This is a genomic window from Streptomyces sp. NPDC018610 (assembly GCF_044391765.1).
Lineage (GTDB): Bacteria > Actinomycetota > Actinomycetes > Streptomycetales > Streptomycetaceae > Streptomyces.
The window spans coordinates 188,752-206,345 of sequence record NZ_JBISAL010000006.1 but is presented as its reverse complement, the minus strand read 5'-3'; the positions used below and the strand labels follow the sequence as shown (position 1 = coordinate 206,345).

Below are 17,594 nucleotides of genomic sequence, written 5' to 3'. Positions count from 1 at the left end.
GGACAGGGTCCCACACGGCCCGCCCGCCGCGGGAGGGCGTCCGCTGGACGGACGACGGCCCACGGCCCCGGGAGCGTGTCGCGAAGGCCCCGCACGACGCCCCGCACGCCCTGCGCGACACCCCGCCCGCCCTGGGTGCGCTGTCCGGCAGGCCCTAGGCGGCGCGGGTCATGATGCGCAGCACGTCCAGGCTGCGCGGCGGCGCGTCCGCGTCCTCGCCGTCGCTCGCGGCCAGGCGCAGGTGCGCGTCCCGCGCCGCCCGCACCGCCTCCGGCCAGGCGTGGTGGTCGAGGTACGCGCTCACCGGCGCGTCCGGCCCGACCTGGTGCATGATCCGCAGCACCCGCAGCACGGCCGTGTCGACGAGGGCCGCCTCCTGGGAGTCCCGGAAGATCGTGCCGACGTACTTCTCGGCGGACCAGTTGTCGAGCCAGGTGTCCTCGACCAGCCGGTAGACGGCGTCGGTGACGTCCCCGTACCCCTCGACGCCCGCCAGCCAGACGTCCCGCTGGAACGCCGGGTCGGAGAGCATGTGCAGCGCGGAGCGCACATTGCTGCGCCAGCGCCACCACGGCATGTCGTTGAGTGGCATACCGCCCATGGTGGACGAGCGGCGGCCGCGACGGGAAGAGTTCTCCGAACCTTGCACGGTCATCGATCGTACGTTCTCCTTCCCGGCGGCCTGCCCGGCCCCCGTAATTCACCGTCGCGTCACCCATTGTCCAGGACGGATCGCTCCAGGGTTAGGGATGTGCGGGAATCGTGCGGGGACATGACCGGCAGGCGACGCGCGCGCAGCTTCCTCCCCACCGCCCCCACCCGGCCCGCCGGAAGGAGAAGGACCCTCCTGGCCGCGGGCGCGCTGGCGGTGTGCGCGTCGCTCGCCGCCGGGTGCGGTGTCGTCCCCGCCGTCACGGGGGGCTCCGGGGACGACACCGTGACCGTGATGACCTGGGCGCCGGACGGCACCCGGGCGACCAACAAGCCCGGCATGCCCGCCATGGCCCGGGCCTACGCCCGCTGGGTCAACGCCGCCGGGGGCATCGCGGGCCACAAGCTCAAGGTCCTGACCTGCAACGAGGGCAACGACAGCGTGGCGGCGGCCAAGTGCGCCCGGCTCGCCGTCAAGGAGGACGTCGTCGCCGTCGTCGGCTCCTACAGCCAGTACAACGACTCCTTCTTCCCACCGCTGGAGGGCGCGGGCATCCCGTACCTGGGCGGCTACGGCGTGACCACCGCCGAGTTCACCCGGGCGCTGTCCTACCCCGTCAACGGCGGCCAGCCCAGCCTGCTCGTCGGCCTCGGCAAGGCGCTCGCCGCCGACTGCGGCCCCGTCGCCTTCGTCCGGCCCGACAGCATCGCCGGCGACGAGCTGCCCGGCCTGCTGAACGCGGGCCTGAAGGCGGGCGGGCACGCCCCCGCCCACGACCAGCCGGCCGCCGAGGACGCCACCGAGTACTCCGGCCAGGCGGACCGGGCGTTGAAGCAGTCGTCCGCCGAACCGGGCAGGCGGGGCTGTCTGGTGCCCTCCCTGGGCGAACGCACCAACATCTTCATGGACTCCTTCCGCCGCGACCGCGGCGGCTACCCGGCGGTGCGCACCGCGGCGGTGCTCGGCAGCGTCGACCAGACCGTCATCGACGCGAGCGGCGGGCAGGCGGGTCCGTACGAGGGGGCGTACATCACCCGCTGGTACCCGGTGGCGGACGATCCGCGCTGGGCCACGATGAAGAAGGTGATCAACGAGGAGGCCTTCGGCGACAACCGCGTCGACCCCGCGGACCCCGGGGTGCAGACCACGTGGATCGCCTACACGGTGCTGCGCGCCGTGCTGGAGAGGATCGGCGCCGGCGAGGTGAGCGCCGACGCCGTGCGCCACACCCTCAACGACGGTCTGAAGGTCGACACCGGCGGCCTGACCCCGCCGCTGCGCTGGAACCTGTCGGGTCCGTTCGCCGCGGCCGGCCTCGCCCGCCTGGCCAACGCCGACGTCACCCTCCAGGTGGTCCGCCGGGGCCGCCTGGTCTCGGCCCCCGAGAACACCGTCGACGTCACCGCCACCCTCAGGAACGCGGACGTCGGCTGAGCGCCGGTCCGCACCGGGTCAGAGCTGGGTCGGCTGGCGCTGGGTGAGGCCGTACTTCACGGCGATCTTGTTCCACAACCCGGCGGCCTTGTTCTTCTGGGCGCTGGCGACACCGCTCTCGCGGTTGCCGGCCTGGGCCTCGTCGGTGCCGCGGGCCTGGCCCTTCTTGCAGCCCTTCTTGCCGCCGACCTGGCCCGCCCAGGCCGCGTAGTGCTGGTCGGCCGACGCGGACGCCTTCCACGCGTTGGTGAGCGCGCCGGTCAGCGCCGCGTGGTCGGGGAGCTTGTCGACGGAGAGCCCGCCCAGGCGGGTCACCAGGTCGTTGCGCTGCTTGGCGGCGTTGCGCAGGTCGGTGGCGGCCTGACCGAGGTTGGCGCACTTCTTGACGTCGGCCACCGCCTTGATCACGGAGGCCCGGCTGCTGCCGCTGTCGGCCAGCAGCTTGTCCAGCTCGACCGCCTGCCGGCGGGCCGGGTCGGGGGCCGCCGGGGAGGCCGACGTGCCGGTGGTGGCGGGCGCGGTGGCCGAGACGTTCGTGTTCGCGTCCGCCTTGTCCTTGTCGTCGCCGTCGCCGCCGCCGCTGAGCAGGGCGCCCGCGCCCACGCCGAGGACGGCGATGCCGACGCCGACGGCCGCGATCAGCGGCAGGCGCGAGCCGGAGCGCTTGCCGCCGCGGCCGCCGTCACCGGCCGGCGCGGGCCCGCCGGGCTGCCCGCCGAAGGGCGCGCCGCCCTGGCCGGGCAAGCCGCCGGAGCCGGGGAAGCCGCCCGGGCCGGGCCGGCCGTCGTGGGCCGGCTCCACCCGGGGCAGCCGCGCGGTGGCCGGGGCCTCGCCGCCGGCCGTGCCGCGGAACAGGTTGTCGAACTCGGCGGGCGTCTGCCGGCCGCCCGCGTCCCCGGCGACGGCCCCGCCCGGGCCCGCCGCGCCCGGACCCGCGCCGTACGGCGCGGCCGGGCCGCCGGGCGCCTGGGCGGCCACCGGGGCCATGTACTGGGTCGCCTCGGCGTCCGGGTTGCCGCCGCCCGCGCCGCCCTGTGGCACGCGGCCCAGGAAGTGGGTCGCGGGGTCGCCGACGGGCGCCTCGGGCGGCATCGCCCCGGCGCCGACCGGCGGTATGTACTGCGTCGCGCCCTCGTCGGCGGGCGGCGTGTACGGCGCCGGCGCGGCGGCCACCGGCGGTATGTACTGGGTCGCGCCCTCGTCCGCGGTGGGAGCCCCGTACGGCGTGCCGCCGGCCGGCGGCAGCGGGGCCGCCCCGTGCGCGCCGTTCACCTGCTGCTGGTGCTGCTGATGCGGCTGCTGGTACGGCGGCTGCGCGGCGCCCCCGTGGGCGCCGTGGGACGGCGCCGGGGCGCCCTCCGGGGGCAGCGGGCCGGCGCCCGGGTGCCCGCCGGGCCGGCCGTGCGTGTCCCATTGGCCCTGCGGCGCCTGCGGCTGCTGGTACGGCTGCGGGGAGCCCCAGGTCTGCTCGGGGCTCTGGCCGGGCGCGGCCTGCCAGCCGTGCCCGGGCTGCCCGGACTGCGGCGGCTGCGGAGCCTGCTGCTGTCCGGGGCCCCACGGCTGGCCCCAGGCCTGCCCGCCGGCCGGAGCCGCGGCCGGCCCCTGGCCTCCCGGCTGCGCGGGCGGCAGCCCACCGGGGCCGCCGTGACCGGCCGGCCCTCCATGACCGCCCCGACCGCCGTAGCCGCCCTGGCCGCCCGTCATGCCCGGCAGCAGGGGCTGCCCACCGTCGGAGGGCAGCACGATGCCTTCGCGCGCGGGCCGCGCCGAGGGCTCCTCGCCCTGTCCACTCTGCGTCACCGGGACTCCTACGAATGGGGGACTTGCGGAATCGTCGGGTCACGCTACCGGGTCCCCCGAGCCCCGTGCCACGCAGCACAGGACTCCGCCTCCTTCCCCACGGCCGCAGTGACGAAACCCGCGCCCGATGCGCTGTATATGCTCACGCGCTCACGTTCACGCCGCCACCTGCACCTCCAGCCGCGCCCCGAACTCCCGTACCACCGCCTCGTCCCGGAACGGATCGAGCCGCTGCTGGAAGTCCTCCAGGTACTCCGCGCCCCGGTTGGAACGCAGCGTCTCCAGCAGTTCCACGGCCTTCGTCCCGGTACTGCACGCCTGCTCGATCTCCCGCTGCTGCACCTGCGCCGTGGCGAGCAGCACATAGCCGATCGCCCGGCGGCGGGCCCGCGAGGCGGGATGCCCGGCGAGCGCCCGTTCCGCCTGCCGCGCCGCCGCCTCCGCGTGTCCCAGGTCCCGGTAGCAGTGCGCCAGTTCGTCGGCGAGGTAGGCCTCGTCGAAGTGGGCGATCCACACCGGGTCGTCACCGGTGTCCGACTCGGCCGCCTCCAGCGCGCTCACCGCGCGCCCGGCCGACAGCTGGGCCGCCCGCACATCGCCCATCAGGGCGTGCCCGCGCGCCTCGGCCGCGTGGAACATCGACTCCGCGCGCGGGGTCACCCGCCCCCGCGCCCCCTCCTGCGCCGCCCGCGCCAACTGCGCGATCTCCCGCGGGTTCCCGAGCTGCGCGGCGAGATGGCTCATGGAGGCCGCCAGCACGTAGCCGCCGTACCCGCGGTCGCCGGCCGCCTGCGCGAGCCGCAGCGCCTGGATGTAGTAGCGCTGGGCGAGCCCCGGCTGGCCGGTGTCCACGGCCATGTATCCGGCCAGTTCCGTCAGCCGGGCCACCGCGCCGAACAGATCGCGGCCCACCGCCTCCCGGTAGGACCCGGCCAGCAGCCCGGAGACCACGCTGTTGAGGTAGTGCACGACCACCGGACGCACGTGCCCGCTGCCGTAACTGTGGTCCAGGTCCACCAGCGCCTGCGTCATCGCCCGCACGGCCGCCACGTCGGACTGCCCCACCCTCGGGCCGGCCGCCCGCGCCACCTGCCCGTCCGGCGCCGAGATCAGCCAGTCGCGGCTGGGCTCGACCAGCGCGGAGGCGGCCACGGAGGAACCGGACAGGAAGTCCCGCCGGCCCACGTCGCTGCGCCACAGCTCGCAGACCTGCTCGATGGCCCCCAGCACCGTCGGCGAGAACTGGAGACCCACCCCCGAGGCGAGGTTCTTGCCGTTGGCCATGCCGATCTCGTCGATCGTGACCGTACGGCCGAGCTTGCGGCCCAGTGCCTCGGCGATGACCGCCGGGGCCCGCCCGCGCGGCTGCTGTCCGCGCAGCCAGCGCGCCACGGACGTCTTGTCGTACCGCAGATCCAGGCCGTGCTCGGCGCCGCACATGTTGACCCGGCGGGCGAGCCCTGCGTTGGAGCAGCCCGCTTCCTGGATGAGCGCCTGCAGCCGTTCGTTCGGCTGCCGCGCTACGAGAGGCCTTGCGGCCATGGCATAACCCCCTGCTTCCTGGCGGCTCGCGTGTGGCTGCGGTGCCCTGCCCACGCACCGAAGTTGACGTGACTTGCGCGGCCGGCCCCGACGCGTCCCGGCGAGGAGACCGGCCGTGAAGATCAATGCCCCACGGACATACCGAAAATGCGGGACATGCGAAGATTGCCGGAGTAAAGGTGCATGCCGCCCCCGACTCAACTACCCCGCGCCAGCCGCCGATCCTCCCGCGCGCCCCCGCGGATGCACCCATGCGCCCCGGCCATGGGGCCGGTGCTCCTCCCCCGCGCGCGGACACGCCGTAACTCCAGGTGGGCCCGGGAGTTGAGTTCAGCGTGGAAGAGACGATCCCGGGCACGCACACCGCACACACCGTCGGCCAGATCCCCCAGCAGCGCGGGGACTCGCTGCTGGAGACGGCCGTTCGCTACGCCGAAGAGCGCCACTGGGACGTGTTCCCGGGCGCCTGGCTGGAGGACGTCGACGGGGTGCAGCGCTGTTCCTGCGGCGACCCGGCGTGCGCCGCACCCGGCGCGCACCCGGCGCACGAGGACTGGGCCACGCAGGCGACCGGCAGCGCCACCGTCGCCCGCCGCATGTGGCAGCAGCGGCCCACCGCGTCGATCCTGCTGCCCACCGGCCGCGCCTTCGACGCGATGTGCGTCCCGGAGACGGCCGGGTTCCTCGCCCTGGCCCGGATGGAGCGGATGGGGATGACGCTCGGGCCCGTCACCCTCACCCCGGAACGGCGCATGCAGTTCTTCGTCCTGCCCGGCGCCTGCGCCAAACTCCCCGACCTGGTGCGCGGCCTCGGCTGGTCGCCCGGCTCCCTCGACCTGGTCGCCCTGGGCGACGGCGCCTACGTCGCCGCGCCGCCCACCCGGTACGGCACCCGGGGCGCCGTGCAGTGGGCCTGCCGCCCCACCCCCGCCAACCGGTGGCTGCCGGACGCCGAGGAGCTGATCTCGGCCCTCGCCTACGCCTGCGGCCGCGACCGGTAGCCGATGAGCGGCGCACCGCTGCCGCCGTAGGGTTCCCCCTGACGGAGGGAGCAGCAGTGGTGAGTACCAGTGCCGTACGGATTCAGGGTCTCTGGAAGCGGTTCGGACAGCAGATCGCCGTCGCCGGCATCGATCTCGACCTGCCGGCCGGGAAGTTCATCGGGCTGGTCGGACCCAACGGGGCCGGCAAGACCACCACGCTGTCCATGGTGACCGGCCTGCTCCGCCCCGATCAGGGCACCGTGGAGATCGTCGGTCACGACGTGTGGCGCGACCCGGTCGCCGTGAAGGCGCGGATCGGCGTGCTGCCCGAGGGGCTGCGTCTGTTCGAGCGGCTCACCGGACGCGAACTGCTCGCCTACTGCGGCCGGTTGCGCGGACTGCCTGGCGAGGAGGTGGACCGGCGGGCCGCCCAGCTGCTCGACGTCCTCGACCTGGCCGGCGCCCAGCACAAGCTGGTCGTCGACTACTCCACCGGCATGCGCAAGAAGACCGGCCTGGCCGCCGCGCTCCTGCACAACCCCGAAGTCCTCTTCCTCGACGAGCCGTTCGAGGGCGTCGACCCCGTGTCCGCCCAGACCATCCGCGGCGTCCTGGAGCGGTACACCGCCTCCGGCGCCACCGTCGTCTTCTCCTCGCACGTCATGGAGCTCGTCGAGTCGCTGTGCGACTGGGTCGCCGTCATGGCCGCCGGCCGCATCCGCGCCCACGGCCCCCTCGCCGACGTACGCGGCGACGCCCCCACCCTCCAGGAGGCCTTCCTCCAACTCGTCGGCGCGCGGGGCCGCGGCGCCGGACCCGACCTCGACTGGCTGGGCGGGGGCACCCGATGACCACCACCGCGCCGGCCGGGCCCCCCGCGCCATCGATCACCCCGGTCGTCGTACGGCTGAAGCTGTCCCTGCTGCGCAACGGGCTGCGGCAGTCCGGCAAGCGGCGCGCCGCGTACATCGCGTCGGCCGTCCTCGCCCTGCTGTTCGCGCTGGCCCAGCTGCTCGGGCTGATCGCGCTGCACGGCCACCCGCACATCGCCTCCGTCGCCGTGCCCGGCGGGGCGCTGCTCGCGCTGGGCTGGGCGGTGATGCCGCTGTTCTTCCCCAGCGGCGACGAGACCCTCGACCCGACCCGCCTGGTGATGCTGCCGCTGCGCCCGCGGCCCCTCGTCCGGGCGCTGCTGGCCGCCTCCCTCGTCGGCATCGGCCCCCTGTTCACGGTGCTGCTGCTGGCCGGCTGCGTGATCACGGTCGCCCACGGCGCCGCCGCGTACGCCGTCGCGGTCGTCGCCGCCCTGCTCGCGCTGCTGGTGTGCGTGGCCCTGGCCCGGGCCGTGGCCGCCGCCAACATCCGCCTGCTGACCAGTCGCAAGGGCCGCGACCTCGCCGTCCTCAGCGGCCTGGTCGTCGCCGTCGGGGCGCAGCTGGTCAACTTCGGCATGCAGCGGCTCGGCACGGCCGGGCTGGCCCAGCTCGACCCGGTGGCCGACGTACTGCGCTGGGTGCCGCCCGCGGCGGCCGTGGGCGCGGTGGACTCGGTGAGCCGCGGCTCCTACGGCACCGCCGCCGCCCAGCTCGTCCTGACCGCCGCCGCTCTGGCGGCCCTGCTGTGGACGTGGGCGCGCAGCCTGACCCTGTTGATGACCTCCCCCGACGCCTCCACCCTCCAGGCCGCCGACACCGCCGAGCGCGGGCGGACCGGCACCGGCGCGCTGTCCCGGCTGCTGCCCTTCCTCGGCGCCGAGGGGCCGGGAGGCGCCCCCAGCCGTACCGCGACCGTCATGGAGCGCAGCCTCCGTTACGTCTGGCGCGACCCGAAGACCAAGGCGGCCTGGATCACCTCGCTGGCCATCGGTCTGATCGTGCCGGTGTTCAACGCGCTGCAGGGCACCGGGTCGCCCTACTTCGCCTGCTTCGCCGCCGGAATGCTCGGCATCCAGATGTACAACCAGTTCGGGCAGGACACCTCCGCCTTCTGGATGGTCGCCCTGACGATCTCCACCCCGCGCGACGCCTACGTCGAACTGCGCGGGCGCGCGCTGGCCCTGCTGACCGTCACCCTGCCCTACGCCACCGTCGTCACGGTGCTGACGACGGCGCTGCTCGGCCGCTGGGACCGGCTGCCCGAGGTGCTCGGGCTGTCCTTCGGGCTGCTCGGCGCGATGCTGGCGACCGGCGCGTGGATGTCGGCCCGCTTTCCGTACTCCATCCCGCAGGAGGGCTACAAGAACGTCGCCCCCGGTCAGGCCGGCCTCGCCTGGATCGCCGTCTTCGGCGGCATGGTCTCGGCGGCCCTGCTGTGCTCCCCCGTCATCGCCCTGACCGTCTGGGCGAACGTCAGCGCGACCGGCGACCGCTGGAGCTGGCTCCTGCTGCCGGTCGGCGCCCTCTACGGCGCCGCCCTCACCTTCCTCGGCCTGCGCCTGGCCGCGCCGCCGACCGCCGCCCGGCTCCCGGAGATCCTGGCGGCGGTGAGCAAGGGCTGAGCCGGTCGCGACGTCATGGGGCGAGGACGGTCTCCAGGAACGGGGCGACGACCGCGCGCCAGGCCTCGGGCTGGTCGTAGTGGACGAGGTGACCGGCGTCGGCGACCTCCGCGTACTGGCCGTACGGCAGGACGCGCACCATCTCCTGGGCCTCCGCGCGGCCGAGTTCGCCGTCGAGGCCCCGGACGACGAGGGCCGGGCACCGCACCTGGGCCAGCTCCTCCCAGTGCGCGTCGTAGACCCATGTCTCACGGGAGGCGAGCATCTCCTCCGGCTCGAAGAGGGGGCGCCAGCCGTCCGCGCACTCGTGCATGACCTCGGCGTAGAACTCGCCGCGGGCCGGGTTCGGGCGGTCCACCCAGGGGTCGTCCGCGCCGAACCACCTGCGGACGTCGGCGAGGGTCGCGAACGGCACGGGCCAGGTCCTGAACCAGTCCTCCCACTCCCGCTGGGAGGCCGCGCCGAGGGCGGAGGCCCGCATGTCGCAGACGACCAGCCCGCGCACCAGGTCGGGGCGCTCGGCGGCGAGCTGCCAGCCGGTCAGCGCGCCCATCCCGTGCCCGACGACCACGACCGGGCCGAGACCGAGCTGCTCGACGGCCGCGGCGGCGTCCTCGACGTAGGCCTCGCGGGTGTGGGCCGCGCGCGGCGGCTTCTCGCTGAGGCCGTGGCCCCGCTGGTCGAGGGCGACGGCCCGGTACCGGCCGGAGAGCCAGCGGGCGGTGTCCGCCCAGTGCGAGGCCCGGCCCATCAGCCCGTGGAGCAGCAGCACGCCCGCGGACGGCCCGGGGCCGGCGGAGCGCTCCGCCGGGCGGCCCGGCGGCCCGAGGCGCTCGGGCCGGGCGGGGAGCCCGACGGGCTCCGCCGGTTCCGCCTGGGCCGGGACGAACGGCCGCCCGTGCGCCGCCACCTCCACGGCCCGCCGGCCGGCCTCGGGAGCTTCGGCGAACTCCCAGGCGGCCAGCCGTACGCCGTCCGCCCCGTTCACGTCGATACGCCGCGCCATCGGTCCTGGCACCCCCCTGGCTCCGCTGCGGACCGCTCGCCCCGCTCCCGTCTCCGGACGGGCCGGGCGGTCCTGTGAACCACGTTCCGTTTGTCTCTGTGCCGTCGTGCGCATTGCTGCGGCCCGGGCGGCTCGGGCCCTGTTCGGCCCGCCGCCCACAGGCTATCGAAAGCGCATTCGAAAATGCCGTTTCCGTAGCCAACACCCCACGTTCGAGTGACGCCCCGCCAGGAATGATCGCCGCCGCCGAGGGGAGATCTTCAACGGGAGGCGGACCACTCGGGGAAAAGGGGTCCGAGGGGAACGACCCTGAGAGCTCGGGGCTCCGGGTCGTGACAGGGGAGGACAGGCCCCGGCGCCGCACGGCGCCGGGGCCCCCACACGTCTGCGGCACATCCTCCCCACCCCTTCGGGTCATATGCCTCTCGCACAGCCTCGCACGCGAAGCGCCGCGCCGCTGCCGTCCGGCAAGCGGAAATCCGCGCGGCTCGCGTGAAGAGGAGGGCGGGCCGGACCGCTCAGCGCTTGGCGACGAAGACGTGCGAGGCGGTCTCCGCCTCCAGCTCGGCCGCCTCACCGCCGCTGCCGACCAGCACCCCGCCCGCCGACTCCGTCACGCTCACCACCGAGCCGGGCTGCACACCCGCGCGGCGCAGCGTGTACATCAGCTGCGCGTCCGTCTGGATCGGCTCGCCGATCCGCCGGACGACGACCGTCTTGCCGTCGGCGCCGGGGTCCAGGTCGGCCAGCGACACCATGCCCTCGTCCAGGAACGGGTTGGCGCCGTCGGCCTCGCCCAGCTCCTCCAGGCCCGGGATCGGGTTGCCGTACGGCGACTCGGTCGGGTGACGCAGCAGCTCCAGCACCCGGCGCTCCACCGCCTCGCTCATCACGTGCTCCCAGCGGCACGCCTCGGCGTGCACCTGCTCCCACTCCAGGCCGATCACGTCGACCAGCAGACACTCGGCGAGCCGGTGCTTGCGCATGACCCGCGTGGCCAGCCTCCGGCCCTCGTCCGTGAACTCCAGGTGACGGTCCTGAGCCACGGAGACCAGCCCGTCGCGCTCCATCCGCGCGACCGTCTGGCTCACCGTCGGCCCGCTCTGGTCCAGCCGCTCGGCGATCCGGGCGCGCATGGGGACGACGCCTTCCTCCTCGAGTTCGAGGATGGTGCGGAGGTACATCTCCGTGGTGTCGATCAGTCCGGACATACGTGCCCCTCGATTTACGTCTGCCGGGAGCCCGGCGGCTCACCGGCGCGTGCGCTGGCCCTGGACCCAATTCTGACGCATGGCACCGACAACCGGAGCGCACCGCGGAAACGCCGGGTCCGGACGGGAGCGGGGCCGAACAGCAGACGACCCGCGAGCTGGGTCCCTCCGCCTTGCGACGGAGAAGCCGGCCGGACGTACCGGCAGCTCGCGGGTCGGGTGACTGCTTGGGATTGGGCCGGCTGCACGCGTCTTTCGCGCACTGGTCCGGCACCGCACTGGGTGTGGTGACGGGCCGCTAGCCCGCAGCCACCTCACGCGTCCGGTCTGCATACATCTGCCGAACCACCTCCCTTCTGTGTACTCCACACTCTAGGAAGGCGGCCCAGCCCGGATCAACCGCTTTTTTTCGAACCGTCCGCGCCCCGTCCGCACGCCGTCCGCGCGCCCGCGCACTGCCGCGGGGCGCTGGGGCGCCGGGGTCGCTCAGGGGTGTTCGCCGCGGGTCAGGGCCGCGAGGTCCAGGGTCGTGGCGATGCGTACGGCGACGTCCTCGGCGTGCGCGGCGTCGGACCGTTCGAAGGGGGTCCGGCCGGGGCCGCGCAGGAAGGTGACGACGCCCAGGGTCCTGCCTCGGCTGCGCAGTACCGCGCAGAGGGCGTGCACGGTGTCCGCCGGCCACTGCCGGGCCGCGGCCCACTCGTGCGCCTGTTCGGCCGGTGCGGTGCCGGCGGAGGCCCGTACGGAGCCGTTCCGCTCGACGCACTGGAGGGCCGGGTGCCCGGGGCCGTAGCGGACGGGCAGGGCGGCGCGGCCGGTGAGCAGGCTGGGGCCGGAGCCGTCGGCGGGCGTGGCGGCGACCCGGACCAGTCGCGCCGGGGTCGCGGGCCGGTCGTCGCCGCAGGGTGCGGCGTCGGTCTCCAGGCGGTCGATCAGGGCGTGGTCGGCGAAGCCGGCGAGCGCGAAGTCGAGGTGCACGGTGGCGGCCTCCAGCGCGTCCTCGCACTCGGCGGCGGCGCGGGCGGCCCGGTGGAGCTGGTTGGTGCGGAAGCGCAGCAGCGAGGCCTCCTGCTCGATCTGCCGGGCCTCGGTGACGTCGACGAACAGCCAGGCGACGCCGAGGGGCACGGGTTCCTCGGCGAGCGGTGAGGCGAGCCGGACGAAGCCGCTGCGCCAGCAGCGCCGCCGTTCCCCCTCCGGGGTGCGCACGCGGACCCAGATCTCGGCGGGCTCGGGGGGCGCGCCCTCCGCCAGCACGTGGGTGAGCGCGCACTCGAGTTCCTCGACGCCCTGGGAGAGGAGCTCGCCGAGCGGGCGGCCGAGGACGGCCGTGCGGCCCGCGCCGAGGGCTCGGGCGGCGTGGGCGTTGACGACGGCGGGCCGCAGGTCGGCGTCGACGAGGACGACGCCCCAGGAGGCGTCCTCGAAGAGGGCCTCGCTGAGGGCGATGGACCGTTCGAGGTCGATCTGCGCGTGCACCTCGCTGAAGGCGCAGTAGAGCCCCGCGGGGGCGCCGTCGGGTCCGCGGACGGCGGCGGACTGGGTGCGCACGAGGACGCGGCCGCCGTCCTTGGTGAGCAGCGCGAACTCGTGCACCTGGCGGCCGGGGGCGTGCATGGCGGCCGTCAGCCGCCGCTCGACCTCCTCGGCGTCCGCGCTGCGCACCGCCCAGCCGGCGAAGCCGTGCCGCCCGACGGCTTCGGCGGCGCTCCAGCCGAGGATGCGCTCGGCCTCCCGGTTCCAGTGGGTGACGACGCCGTTCGCGTCGAAGGCGCACAGGGCGGCGTCCATGCCGTCGAGGAGGGCGGCGAGCAGGTCGGAGCCGTCGGGGCCGTCGGGCGTGTCGTCGCCTTCCGGACGGCCCCGGTCCGGCTCGGGCTCGTCCGGTCCCAGCTCGTCGGTGGTCCCAGTACGCCGGGAAGCACTCACCTGAACCCCCTGCAGGCTGCGTCGGCGCGTGTCGGCGCGTCGGTTCACTCACTGGCCATCATTCAACTTCAACGTGACGCAGCACACATCGGATTCCCGCAAGATTGAGTCACTTCCCGGCCAGGTTCCTCCGGTCCGGTCGCGTGGCGGTCGCACGGCGTGCGGAGGGCGCCCACCGGACCATGAGCGGGCCCTGACCGGCACCGGGCGCCGGGCCCATGCCGGAGGGGTTCCGGGCCGATGCCGGAGGGGTTCCGGGCGGGTTCCGAGCCGACGCCGGGCGGGTTCCGAGCCGACGCCGGGCGGGTTCCGAGCCGACGCCGGGCGGGTTCCGAGCCGACGCCGGGTGGGTTCCGGGCCCATGCCGGATGGGTCCCAGGCCGATGCCGGAGGGGTCCCGGGCCGCTTCCGGCCCCTCGCCCGGGTCAGCGCCGGTAGAAGATCCGGTCGGCGTACTGGTCGAAGACCCGGCTGTTCCATTCGAGGCCGCCGTCGACGTTGCCGGAGCGCAGCAGCGGGGGCTCGATGCCGCGGTCGGCCAGGCTCGATGCCGCGGTGGCCATGACCGCCTGGAGCAGTGCGGAGGTGACGACCGTGGAGGCGGGGGCGAAGGGCGCCGGGACGGTGTCGAGGGTGAGTTCGGCGTCGCTGACGGCGATCTTGGAGTCCAGGACGAGGTCGCAGTGGTCCTTCAGGTACGTCCCCGAGGCGTGCCGTGACGTCGTCTGCGTCGCGTACGCCACCGACGTCACCCCGATGACCTTGATGCCGAGGGAGCGGGCCGTCATGGCCATCTCGACGGGGAGGGCGTTGCGGCCGGACAGCGAGACGATGACCAGGGTGTCGCCGGCCCGGATGGGGGCGCTGTCCAGGACGGCGGCGGCGAGTCCGTCGACGCGTTCCAGGGCGGAGCCGAGGGTGGCGGGCATGACGTCGACGCCGACCGCGCCGGGGACGGCGAGCAGGTTCATCAGGGCGAGGCCGCCCGCGCGGTAGACGACGTCCTGGGCGGCGAGGGAGGAGTGCCCGGCGCCGAAGGCGAAGAGCCGGCCGCCGGCGGCGACGGTGTCGGCGAGCAGGGCGCCGGCGGCCGTGATGGTGTCGGCCTCCTCGTCGCGGACCCGCTGGAGCAGGCCGATGGCGGCGTCGAAGAACTGGCCGGCCGGCGTACGGTCGCTCATGCGGGGTCCGTCCCTTCGGGGTGGGGGCTGCACGTCTCGCGGTGGTGTCTGCACGTCGCGATCACGGTGAGGTCTGGACCACAGCCCTGTCAATACGGCCCCGCCGCCAGGAACCCGTGTGCTCTCAGGGGCTCAGCCGCTCCACCCGCCAGCCGCCGTCCGGTTCGGCGACGTAGCGCAGGCGGTCGTGGAGGCGGTTCTCGCGGCCCTGCCAGAACTCGACCGTCCGGGGCGCGACGCGGAAGCCGCCCCAATGCGGGGGCACCGGGACCTGCTCGCCCTCCGGGTAGCGGGCGTCGAGCTCGGCGTAGGCGGCGTCGAGGGTGCCGCGGGTGGTGATCACCGTGGACTGGGCGCTGGCCCAGGCGCCGAGCTGCGAGCCGTGCGGGCGGGTGCGGAAGTACGCGGCGGTCTCGTCGCGGCCGGTGCGGCGGGCGATGCCCTGGACGATGACCTGGCGGGCCATCGGGTGCCAGGGGAAGAGCAGCGAGACGTTCGGGTTCTCGGCGAGGTCGCGGGCCTTGCGGGACTCGTAGTTGGTGTAGAAGACGAAGCCCTGTTCGTCGAAGCCCTTGAGCAGGACCGTGCGGGAGCTGGGCCGGCCCTCGGCGTCGGCCGTGGAGACGATCATGGCGTTGGGTTCGAACAGGTGGCCCTCCGCGGCGGCCTGCTGGAACCAGTGGGCGAACTGGGCCACGGGCGTGTCGGCCAGGTCGGCCTCGGTCAGGCCCTCGGCCCGGTAGTGCTTGCGCATGGCGGCGAGGTCGAGGGACGCGGATTCTCCGGCTGCTCGGTCGGTCACGCGGTCATCTTGCCGTATACGCGGCCCCCGCCCTTCGGGTGTCCTTGGTCACTGTGTGGCACTCAGTGCCGCGCGCTCTCCCCAAACGTGGCACTCGGGGTTATCGTGCTGCTGCCGTACTGGTTGGGTGAGCGCCTGCCGTGCGGGGCATGACAAGGGATGACCGCCCCGGACCGCGAGTCGCGGACGCGACCGCGGATCCGCTCCGGCGGACGCGCACGCAGATCCACTTCTGACATCCGACAGCTGGTCGCCGCCCCCACCGCACCATCTGTCGCACAGACCACGAGGAGCCGCCAGATGTCCGACTTCGTACCCGGACTCGAGGGAGTCGTCGCGTTCGAGACGGAGATCGCCGAACCGGACAAGGAGGGCGGCGCTCTCCGCTACCGGGGCGTCGACATCGAGGAACTGGTCGGTCACGTCTCCTTCGGTCATGTGTGGGGACTGCTCGTCGACGGCGCGTTCAACCCCGGGCTGCCGCCGGCCGAGCCGTTCCCGATCCCGGTGCACTCGGGTGACATCCGGGTGGACGTGCAGTCGGCGCTGGCGATGCTCGCCCCGGTGTGGGGCCTGAAACCGCTGCTGGACATCGACGCCGAGGAGGCCCGCGCCGACCTGGCGCGGGCGGCCGTCATGGCGCTGTCGTACGTCGCCCAGTCGGCGCGCGGGCAGGGCCTGCCGATGGTGCCGCAGCGCGAGATCGACAAGGCGCAGTCCATCACCGAGCGGTTCATGATCCGCTGGCGCGGCGAGCCGGACCCCAAGCACGTGGCGGCCGTGGACGCCTACTGGTCCTCCGCCGCCGAGCACGGCATGAACGCCTCCACGTTCACCGCGCGCGTCATCGCCTCCACCGGCGCCGACGTGGCCGCGGCCCTGTCGGGCGCGGTGGGCGCGATGTCCGGCCCGCTGCACGGCGGCGCGCCCTCCCGGGTGCTCGGCATGATCGAGGAGATCGAGCGGACCGGGGACGCCGTCGGGTACGTCAAGCGGGCGCTGGACCGCGGCGAGCGGCTGATGGGCTTCGGCCACCGGGTGTACCGGGCGGAGGACCCGCGCGCGCGGGTGCTGCGCCGTACCGCGCGGGAGCTGGGCGCGCCGCGCTTCGAGGTGGCCGAGGCGCTGGAGAAGGCGGCCCTGGAGGAGCTGCACAACCGTCGCCCCGACCGGGTGCTGGCCACGAACGTGGAGTTCTGGGCGGCGATCATGCTGGACTTCGCCCAGGTGCCGGCGCACATGTTCACGTCGATGTTCACCTGCGCCCGTACGGCGGGCTGGTCGGCGCACATCCTGGAGCAGAAGCGCACCGGCCGTCTGGTCCGCCCCTCGGCCCGCTACATCGGCCCCGGCCCGCGCAGCCCGCGCGAGGTGGCGGGCTACGAGGACATCGCGCACTGACGCGCGGGAGGACGCGGGGGCGTCACGCGGGGCTGAGCAGCTCCGCGTGGTGCCGCCGCGCGACCAGGGGGTGGGCGCGCAGCTTGCCCTTCAGCTCGTTGAAGCCGTACTCGGCGAAGAGCGGGTTGCCGGGGTCGTCGGTGACGCCGGGGGCCGCGGCGGCGTGCGGGAAGGGCAGCGGGGCCACCCGGGCGTCCAGACGCGGGTTGTAGAAGAAGGGGACGGAGAACCGCTCGGTGGCGCCGGGCGGGGAGACGACGCGGTGGTTGGTGGCCACGAGGTAGCCGTCGGTGGCCACCTCCAGCAGTTCGCCGAGGTTGACCACGAAGGCGCCGGGGATCGGCGGCACGTCGTGGAAGAGGCCGTCCTCGCGCTGCACCTGGAGGCCGCCGATCCGGTCCTGGAGCAGCAGGGTCAGGAAGCCGTAGTCCTTGTGCGCGCCGACGCCCTGGCCGGCGCCGTCGTCGGCACTGCCGGGATAGCGGACGAGTTTGAGCTGCGGGTGGGCGTGTCCGCCGAAGATCGGGTCGTAGAAGTCGGCGGGGGCGCCGATGGCGGTGAGCAGTTCGTGCAGCAGCCTGCGGGCGACGGCGCTGAGCCGGTCGATCCAGTGCAGGGCGGCGGTGCGCAGCTCGGGCAGGGCGGCGGGCCACTGGTTGGGGCCCTGGAGCCACCAGTAGGCGCTTTCGCCGGGGGCGGGGATCCGGGCGGGCCGTTCGGCGCCTATGTCGAGCTGGTCGCGCCAGTCGCGGGCGCCGCCGGTGCGCTCGTCGCCGGTGCGGGTGTAGCCGCGGAAGTGGGGGGAGTTGACGTTGTCCAGGGCCAGGCGGTCGGCCTCGGGCAGCCGGAAGAAGGCGTGGGTGGCGGTGAGCAGGGCGTCGGTCTCGGCCTGGGTGACGCCGTGCCCGACGAGCTGGAAGAAGCCCACGTCGTGGGCGGCGCTGTGCAGCAGGTCGTGGAGCCGCGCGCGTTCCGCGGGACCGCGGTCGGCCGCGGCGAGGTCGATGACGGGCAGCTGCTGGTACGACGGGTTGGTCGCCGTGTGGGTCATGATGCGTCCGCGGGTGTACGGGGGCCCGGGCCGCCGCCGTGGGTGGGCGTGCGACCGCTGAGGCCGGGGTGGGAGAGACCGGGTGGGCCGGGTGGGCCGTTGGGG

Annotated in this window: 14 protein-coding genes; 5 read left to right on the top strand and 9 right to left on the bottom strand. The window is 74.6% G+C overall.

Annotated features, from left to right (window positions below; translation table 11 throughout):
• Positions 1–154: 154 nt before the first annotated feature.
• A complete protein-coding gene (locus ACH5A8_RS17405; protein WP_399002768.1) occupies positions 155–655 on the bottom strand; it encodes a hypothetical protein in 501 nt (166 codons plus the stop codon).
• 117 nt (positions 656–772) lie between these two features.
• Between ACH5A8_RS17405 and ACH5A8_RS17400 the strand changes: the two genes are divergently transcribed.
• On the top strand, positions 773–2,086 hold the full coding sequence (locus tag ACH5A8_RS17400; protein WP_399002766.1) for an ABC transporter substrate-binding protein: 1,314 nt from the start codon (positions 773–775) through the stop codon (positions 2,084–2,086).
• Between the two features lie 18 nt (positions 2,087–2,104).
• Here ACH5A8_RS17400 and ACH5A8_RS17395 read toward each other — a convergent pair whose 3' ends face one another.
• Both ACH5A8_RS17395 and ACH5A8_RS17390 read right to left on the bottom strand, forming a co-directional pair.
• Entirely contained in the window at positions 2,105–3,886 is a 1,782-nt protein-coding gene (locus ACH5A8_RS17395; protein ID WP_399002764.1) for a hypothetical protein, read from the bottom strand.
• A gap of 156 nt (positions 3,887–4,042) precedes the next feature.
• A complete protein-coding gene (locus ACH5A8_RS17390) occupies positions 4,043–5,428 on the bottom strand; it encodes a transcriptional regulator (protein WP_399002762.1) in 1,386 nt (461 codons plus the stop codon).
• A 335-nt stretch (positions 5,429–5,763) separates the two neighbouring features.
• On the opposite strand from ACH5A8_RS17390, the gene ACH5A8_RS17385 reads away from it, so the two are divergent.
• From ACH5A8_RS17385 to ACH5A8_RS17375, 3 genes are read left to right on the top strand one after another with little or no spacing between them, the layout of a single operon-like run.
• On the top strand, positions 5,764–6,429 hold the full coding sequence (locus tag ACH5A8_RS17385) for a bifunctional DNA primase/polymerase (protein ID WP_399002760.1): 666 nt from the start codon (positions 5,764–5,766) through the stop codon (positions 6,427–6,429).
• Positions 6,430–6,467: 38 nt separating this feature from the next.
• Positions 6,468–7,262: an ABC transporter ATP-binding protein gene (locus tag ACH5A8_RS17380; RefSeq protein WP_399003191.1), complete on the top strand. Its 795-nt coding sequence runs from the start codon at positions 6,468–6,470 to the stop codon at positions 7,260–7,262.
• Positions 7,259–8,908 (top strand): transporter, encoded by a 1,650-nt coding sequence (locus ACH5A8_RS17375; protein WP_399002758.1) that lies wholly within the window; start codon positions 7,259–7,261, stop codon positions 8,906–8,908. The genes ACH5A8_RS17380 and ACH5A8_RS17375 overlap by 4 nt, the downstream gene beginning before the upstream one ends.
• Positions 8,909–8,921: 13 nt before the next feature.
• On the opposite strand, the gene ACH5A8_RS17370 is transcribed toward ACH5A8_RS17375, so the two are convergent.
• From ACH5A8_RS17370 to pdxH, 5 genes are all read right to left on the bottom strand, one after another.
• On the bottom strand, positions 8,922–9,914 hold the full coding sequence (locus tag ACH5A8_RS17370) for an alpha/beta fold hydrolase (protein WP_399002756.1): 993 nt from the start codon (positions 9,912–9,914) through the stop codon (positions 8,922–8,924).
• Between the two features lie 518 nt (positions 9,915–10,432).
• Positions 10,433–11,125 (bottom strand): metal-dependent transcriptional regulator, encoded by a 693-nt coding sequence (locus ACH5A8_RS17365; RefSeq protein WP_399002754.1) that lies wholly within the window; start codon positions 11,123–11,125, stop codon positions 10,433–10,435.
• Positions 11,126–11,611: 486 nt separating this feature from the next.
• Positions 11,612–13,054 carry a PAS domain-containing protein gene (locus tag ACH5A8_RS17360; RefSeq protein WP_399002753.1) on the bottom strand — a complete coding sequence of 481 codons (1,443 nt, stop codon included), beginning with the start codon at positions 13,052–13,054 and terminating at the stop codon, positions 11,612–11,614.
• 425 nt (positions 13,055–13,479) lie between these two features.
• On the bottom strand, positions 13,480–14,235 hold the full coding sequence (locus ACH5A8_RS17355) for an SIS domain-containing protein (protein WP_399002751.1): 756 nt from the start codon (positions 14,233–14,235) through the stop codon (positions 13,480–13,482).
• A gap of 124 nt (positions 14,236–14,359) precedes the next feature.
• Positions 14,360–14,989: a pyridoxamine 5'-phosphate oxidase gene (gene pdxH / locus ACH5A8_RS17350; RefSeq protein ID WP_399003189.1), complete on the bottom strand. Its 630-nt coding sequence runs from the start codon at positions 14,987–14,989 to the stop codon at positions 14,360–14,362.
• 348 nt (positions 14,990–15,337) lie between these two features.
• On the opposite strand from pdxH, the gene ACH5A8_RS17345 reads away from it, so the two are divergent.
• Positions 15,338–16,438, top strand: coding sequence for a citrate synthase 2 (locus ACH5A8_RS17345; protein WP_399002749.1), 1,101 nt, complete (start codon positions 15,338–15,340; stop codon positions 16,436–16,438).
• Between the two features lie 22 nt (positions 16,439–16,460).
• On the opposite strand, the gene ACH5A8_RS17340 is transcribed toward ACH5A8_RS17345, so the two are convergent.
• A complete protein-coding gene (locus tag ACH5A8_RS17340) occupies positions 16,461–17,489 on the bottom strand; it encodes an isopenicillin N synthase family dioxygenase (protein WP_399002747.1) in 1,029 nt (342 codons plus the stop codon).
• Positions 17,490–17,594: the final 105 nt, after the last annotated feature.

What these genes read in the sequence shown, in the direction of transcription:
- ACH5A8_RS17405 (WP_399002768.1), bottom strand. Translation starts at nt 655, where the DNA reads ATGACCGTGCAAGGTTCGGAGAACTCTTCCCGTCGCGGCCGCCGCTCG.
- ACH5A8_RS17400 (WP_399002766.1), top strand. Translation starts at nt 773, where the DNA reads ATGACCGGCAGGCGACGCGCGCGCAGCTTCCTCCCCACCGCCCCCACC.
- ACH5A8_RS17390 (WP_399002762.1), bottom strand. Translation starts at nt 5,428, where the DNA reads ATGGCCGCAAGGCCTCTCGTAGCGCGGCAGCCGAACGAACGGCTGCAG.
- ACH5A8_RS17375 (WP_399002758.1), top strand. Translation starts at nt 7,259, where the DNA reads ATGACCACCACCGCGCCGGCCGGGCCCCCCGCGCCATCGATCACCCCG.
- ACH5A8_RS17370 (WP_399002756.1), bottom strand. Translation starts at nt 9,914, where the DNA reads ATGGCGCGGCGTATCGACGTGAACGGGGCGGACGGCGTACGGCTGGCC.
- ACH5A8_RS17365 (WP_399002754.1), bottom strand. Translation starts at nt 11,125, where the DNA reads ATGTCCGGACTGATCGACACCACGGAGATGTACCTCCGCACCATCCTC.
- ACH5A8_RS17355 (WP_399002751.1), bottom strand. Translation starts at nt 14,235, where the DNA reads ATGAGCGACCGTACGCCGGCCGGCCAGTTCTTCGACGCCGCCATCGGC.
- pdxH (WP_399003189.1), bottom strand. Translation starts at nt 14,989, where the DNA reads ATGCGCAAGCACTACCGGGCCGAGGGCCTGACCGAGGCCGACCTGGCC.
- ACH5A8_RS17345 (WP_399002749.1), top strand. Translation starts at nt 15,338, where the DNA reads ATGTCCGACTTCGTACCCGGACTCGAGGGAGTCGTCGCGTTCGAGACG.
- ACH5A8_RS17340 (WP_399002747.1), bottom strand. Translation starts at nt 17,489, where the DNA reads ATGACCCACACGGCGACCAACCCGTCGTACCAGCAGCTGCCCGTCATC.